Genomic DNA, 5,581 nt, shown 5'->3' on the forward strand with positions numbered 1-5,581 from the left:
CGCGAGTTCGAGTCTCGTTTCCCGCTCCATTTTTAAGCAGTCTGGCCTTTGGGCGAGATTGAGTGAAGCCAGAACCAATTCTTCGGATGCGGATTTGGGCACTGGAATACATACCATGTGTTTCAGTTAGCGTGTCCCCTTCGTCTAGTGGCCTAGGACACCGCCCTTTCACGGCGGTAACAGGGGTTCGAGTCCCCTAGGGGACGCCATTGCGGGAATAGCTCAGTTGGTAGAGCACGACCTTGCCAAGGTCGGGGTCGCGAGTTCGAGTCTCGTTTCCCGCTCCATATTTACGAAAACGCCGCTCAATAGAGCGGCGTTTTTGTGTGTGCGTTTTTTGGATCCGTAGGACCGGCTTTAGCCGGGAGCGCGGAAGGTCGGACGCCGCAACTGCTGCGTTGTACCGGCCTCTCCCGGCTAAAGCCAGTCCTGCGGGATATGTACACGTTCAAATGGCTGTGTGATGACGATCAAGACGGTATCCACGCCAGGCGCATTTCAGTCAAGCTCAAGGCTCACATCCCGCATCAACAACCCAAACCGCAAATCAACCGCTTCCGGGATCGGTAGGTACACCGTATGCCCGTCCCCTGGCGCCACGCCGATCGCTTCGCCCTTGGCGTTCTGCAAGTACTCCAGATCGAAGTGGAAGTTGCCACGCGGCGTCATCAGTTCCAGGTTGTCGTCCAGATTGAAGCGATTCTTGACCTTCACTTCTGCCAGCCCGTTACGCCGTTCGCCGGTGAGTTCGCCGACAAACTGCTGCCGCTCTGATACCGAACTGCCGTTCTGGTAGTTCTGATACTCGTCATGCACGTGCCTACGCAGGAAACCTTCGGTGTAGCCGCGCTGGGCCAGGGATTCCAGATCAGTCATGAGGCTGCGGTCGAACGCGCGACCGGCCACTGCATCGTCGATGGCGCGGCGGTAAACCTGAGTGGTCCGCGCACAATAGAAATGGGATTTGGTTCGGCCTTCGATTTTCAGCGAGTGCACGCCCATTTGCGTCAGACGCTCGACGTGCTGCACGGCGCGCAGGTCTTTGGAGTTCATGATGTAAGTGCCGTGCTCGTCCTCGAACGCTGGCATCAGTTCGCCCGGCCGATTGGATTCCTGGAGCAGAAACACTTGGTCAGTCGGCGCGCCGTCGCCCAGGGTCGGTTGGGGCTGGAAGGTCTGCACGATGTCGCCGAGCTGATTTTCCGTGGCTTGCTCCGCCGAATACTTCCAGCGACAGGCATTGGTGCAGCTGCCTTGATTGGCGTCGCGCTTGTTGATGTAACCCGACAGCAGGCAGCGCCCCGAGTAAGCCATGCACAACGCGCCGTGGACGAACACTTCAAGCTCCATGGCGGGCACGTGCTGGCGGATTTCGGCGATTTCTTCCAGGGACAGCTCTCGGGACAGAATGATCCGGCTCAAGCCTTGCTGCTGCCAGAACTCGACACTGGCCCAATTCACCGTGTTGGCCTGCACCGACAAGTGGATCGGCATCTGCGGGAAATGGCGGCGCACCAGCATGATCAGGCCGGGATCGGACATGATCAGTGCGTCCGGGCCCATGGCAATCACCGGTTCCAGGTCCTTGAGAAAGGTCTTGAGCTTGGCATTGTGCGGCGCGATGTTGACCACCACGTAGAAACGCTTGCCTTGAGCCTGGGCTTCGCTGATACCCACGGCCAGATTGGCATGATCGAATTCGTTATTGCGCACGCGCAAGCTGTAGCGCGGCTGACCGGCGTAGACCGCATCGGCGCCATAGGCAAAGGCGTAGCGCATGTTTTTCAGGGTGCCGGCGGGGGCGAGCAGTTCGGGAGTAGGCAGAGGCATGGGAAAGCTCGGTCGCAAAACCGCTGAGCATAATCAGCTTGCCCACAGGCTTCATTGATCTGCGTCTATGCGGGTTGAGCATCGGCGCAAGCCACGCTGCAAATCGCCCGGCAAATGCACTTATATATAGCCGCACACCATGGATATGCACCAAGCGGAGGCGAGTCGAGCCATGCGCGCGGTGTCAGCCGAGGTCCTGGTCGTGCTGGCGATAACCGGTGAAATCCTGCCCGAGGACTTCAAACCCGCACCTGCCAGCGGGGTCATCAGGCGAGGCAGATTATCTCAGAATGCAAGCTGGCACACATTCTGCTTATCACTCATCAGGTCCACCGCATACGCAGTCGAGTGGACAGCCCCGTCGGTCAACGAAGATCGAGCAGCCAGCAGGCCGTGGGCAAGATGGGTGAATCGGGCACAGAGGCCGGATCGACACCACAAATGAACAGGCAAAGGCGCCTGGAACCGAAAGGTTTCAGGCGTTTTTTTTGCTTTTTTATCCGTGATTGGCTTTGGCTGGGTGCTATCTATGAACTCCAATATTGCTCCTTTGGACTCGCTGCAAACCTTGATCGTGATCGGTAACGGCATGGTTGGACATCATTGTGTCGAACAGTTGATCGCCGGTGGCGCCCTGAACCACTACCAACTGCATGTTTTTGGTGAAGAGCAGATGCGGGCCTATGACCGGGTGCATCTGTCCGAGTATTTCTCCGGGCGTGATGCCGAGTCGCTGGCGCTCTCCGATATCTCGCTCTACCAGACGCCGGGCGTCACCCTGCATCTCGGCACGCAAGTGCTGGAGATCGATCGCGACCGACATCAGGTGGTCACGGCGACTGGCAGTGTCCATTACGACAAGCTGGTCCTGGCCACCGGTTCTTATCCGTTCGTGCCGCCGATTGAAGGCGCTCACGGCGATTCGCGTCTGGTCTACCGCACCCTGGAAGATCTGGACGCCATTCGCGCTGCAGCCACCAACGCGATACGTGGCGTGGTGGTCGGCGGCGGTTTGTTGGGTCTGGAAGCTGCCAATGCGCTGAAAAGCCTGGGACTGGAAGCCCATGTCGTGGAATTTGCGCCGCGCCTGATGCCGGTGCAGCTGGACGAGCAGGGCGGTATCGCCCTCAAGGACCGGATCGAGAAGCTCGGCGTCGGCGTGCATTTGTCTCGCGGCACCCAGTCGATCACGGCTGGCGAGGAGTACCGCTACCGGATGAACTTCGGCAACGATGAATTCCTCGAAACCGATCTGGTCGTGTTCTCTGCCGGGATTCGCGCCCAGGACGCACTGGCTCGCCAGTCCGGCCTGGAGATCGGCCCGCGCGGCGGCGTGATTATCGACAGCCAATGCCAGAGCAGCGATCCGCATATCTATGCCATTGGCGAATGCGCGGCGTGGAATGGCAGCATCTTCGGTCTGGTGGCACCGGGTTACCAAATGGCTCGTGGTGTCGCCCAACTGCTGTGCGGCACCGAAGGCGAGCCGTTCATGGGCGCCGACATGTCCACCAAGCTCAAGCTGCTCGGCGTGGACGTTGGCTCCATCGGCGATGCCCACGGCCATACGCCCGGTTCCCGCAGCTATCAATTCATTGACCAGACCACCGCCAGCTATCGACGACTGGTGGTGGATGCCAGCGGCAAGCACGTCATCGGTGCCGTGCTGGTGGGCGACAACAGTTATTACGACACCCTGCTGCAGTACATGCAGAACAATATTGTCCTGCCTAAAGAACCGGCGAGCCTGATTTTGCCGTCCTCCGAAGGCGCGCCAACCCTGGGCCCGGCCGCGCTGCCGGAAACCGCGACCATCTGTTCCTGCCACAACGTCACCAAGGGCGCGATCTGCTCGGCCATCGACGGCGGCTGTACCGATCTGGGTGTGCTCAAGTCGCAGTGCAAGGCGGGCACCGGTTGCGGTGGTTGCGCGGCCTTGCTCAAGACGGTGTTTGAGCATGAACTGATCGCCCGTGGCGTCAGTGTCGACAAAAGTTTGTGCGAACATTTCGCCTACACCCGCCAGGAGCTTTACGCGCTGGTTCGGGTCGAGGATGTATTGACCTTCGAAGAACTGCTCGCCAAGCATGGCCACGGACATACCGGCTGCGATATCTGCAAGCCTGCGGTGGGTTCGATTCTCGCCTCCTGCTGGAACCAGCCGATCATGGACGCTTCCCTGGTGCCGTTGCAGGACACCAACGATACGTTCATGGCCAACATGCAGAAAAACGGCACTTATTCGGTCGTGCCCCGTATTGCCGGTGGGGAAATCACCGCCGACAAGCTGATCGCCATCGGTGTGGTCGCCAAGAAATACGATCTGTACACCAAGATCACCGGCGGCCAGCGGATCGACCTGTTCGGCGCCCAGCTGCATGAGTTGCCAGACATCTGGTCCGAGCTGATCGCCGCCGGTTTTGAAACCGGGCATGCGTACGGCAAGTCCACCCGCACAGTGAAATCCTGTGTCGGCAGCACCTGGTGCCGTTACGGCGTTCAGGACAGCGTGAAAATGGCCCTGGCCATCGAGGATCGCTACAAAGGCCTGCGTTCGCCGCACAAACTCAAGTTTGCGGTTTCCGGCTGCACCCGTGAGTGCGCCGAGGCGCAGAGCAAGGATGTCGGCGTGATCGCCACCGAGAAGGGCTGGAACCTGTACATCTCCGGCAACGGCGGCATGCGTCCGCGTCATGCGGAACTGTTCGCCACCGACCTGGACGATGAAACCCTGATCCGCTACATCGACCGTTTCCTGATGTTTTACATCCGCACCGCCGACAAGTTGCAGCGCACCTCGGTCTGGCGTGAAAGCCTGGAAGGCGGTCTGGATTACCTCAAGGACGTGATCATCCACGACAGCCTCGGTCTGGGCGCCGAGCTGGAAGCGCAGATGCAACTGGTGGTCGACCGCTACGAGTGCGAATGGGCCAACACCCTCAACAGCCCGGAAAAACTCAAGCGCTTCCGTACCTTCGTCAACGATAAACGCGGCGATCCGGACATCCATTTCGTCAAGGAACGCGGCCAGCGCCGCCCGGCAACAGCCGCCGAACTCAACCTGATCCCTGTTACCGAGGAGGCACTCTCATGAGCCAGTCAAATACCCACGAATGGCGCCCGGTGTGCAACAAGCAAGACCTGGTGCGTAACTCCGGGGTGGTGGTATGGCTGGACGGCGAGCAAGTCGCGCTGTTCTACCTGCCGGACGCCGAGGGCAAAAACCTCTACGCCGTCGATAATTGCGACCCGCAATCGGGGGTCAATGTCATTGGTCGCGGGCTGATCGGCAACATCAAGGGCGAACTGGTGATTGCTTCGCCGCTGTATAAGCAGCATTTTCGACTGCACGACGGTGGCTGCCTGGAATACCCGGAACAGCGTTTGCGGGTCTGGCCGGTGCGGCTGAGTGGGCAGAATGTCGAGATCGCGGTAGGTTGATGCGCAGTTAGAGACCGTTTGAGCACACGGACACTATGTGCAGCAAACATTGAACATTATGTAATTGGATGGACTCGCCCAAGCCGAGGCGTCTGTAGCGCCACGGTGGCATTCTTAAGAAGCCAACGACAGCGAGGGCGAGCCCATGAAAAAGCATACGACCAAAACTCATTCGTCTCCAGTCGATGTGTCTGTGTGTTCGACTGTGGCGGTAGATCTTGCCAAGAATGTGTTCCAGGTGGCCGGGGAAGATGCCCTTGGCCAAGTCATTTACGAAGCCCGAATCAAGTCACGCGAAGCCTTTCTGCTG

The 5,581-nt window shown here is 59.2% G+C and carries 3 protein-coding genes, 2 tRNA genes and 1 pseudogene; 5 read left to right on the forward strand and 1 reads right to left on the reverse strand.

Features of this window, described 5'->3' with window-relative positions; genetic code table 11:
- Window positions 1-133 precede the first annotated feature (133 nt).
- Window positions 134-209, forward strand: a tRNA-Glu gene (locus AFK24_RS03540).
- Between the two features lie 2 nt (window positions 210-211).
- Window positions 212-287: transfer RNA gene (locus AFK24_RS03545), tRNA-Gly, on the forward strand.
- 211 nt (window positions 288-498) lie between these two features.
- On the opposite strand, the gene yegQ is transcribed toward AFK24_RS03545, so the two are convergent.
- On the reverse strand, window positions 499-1,830 hold the full coding sequence (yegQ, locus tag AFK24_RS03550; RefSeq protein WP_065831924.1) for a tRNA 5-hydroxyuridine modification protein YegQ: 1,332 nt from the start codon (window positions 1,828-1,830) through the stop codon (window positions 499-501).
- 529 nt (window positions 1,831-2,359) lie between these two features.
- On the opposite strand from yegQ, the gene nirB reads away from it, so the two are divergent.
- From nirB to AFK24_RS30480, 3 genes and pseudogenes are all read left to right on the forward strand, one after another.
- Window positions 2,360-4,924 carry a nitrite reductase large subunit NirB gene (gene nirB, locus AFK24_RS03555; RefSeq protein ID WP_065831925.1) on the forward strand — a complete coding sequence of 855 codons (2,565 nt, stop codon included), beginning with the start codon at window positions 2,360-2,362 and terminating at the stop codon, window positions 4,922-4,924.
- Window positions 4,921-5,271 (forward strand): nitrite reductase small subunit NirD, encoded by a 351-nt coding sequence (nirD, locus tag AFK24_RS03560; protein WP_065831926.1) that lies wholly within the window; start codon window positions 4,921-4,923, stop codon window positions 5,269-5,271. Before nirB ends, nirD begins: the two co-directional genes overlap by 4 nt.
- A gap of 145 nt (window positions 5,272-5,416) precedes the next feature.
- Window positions 5,417-5,581: pseudogene (locus AFK24_RS30480) on the forward strand (IS110 family transposase); the annotation flags it as partial.

Source organism: Pseudomonas syringae (assembly GCF_001698815.1).
Taxonomy (GTDB): domain Bacteria; phylum Pseudomonadota; class Gammaproteobacteria; order Pseudomonadales; family Pseudomonadaceae; genus Aquipseudomonas; species Aquipseudomonas syringae_A.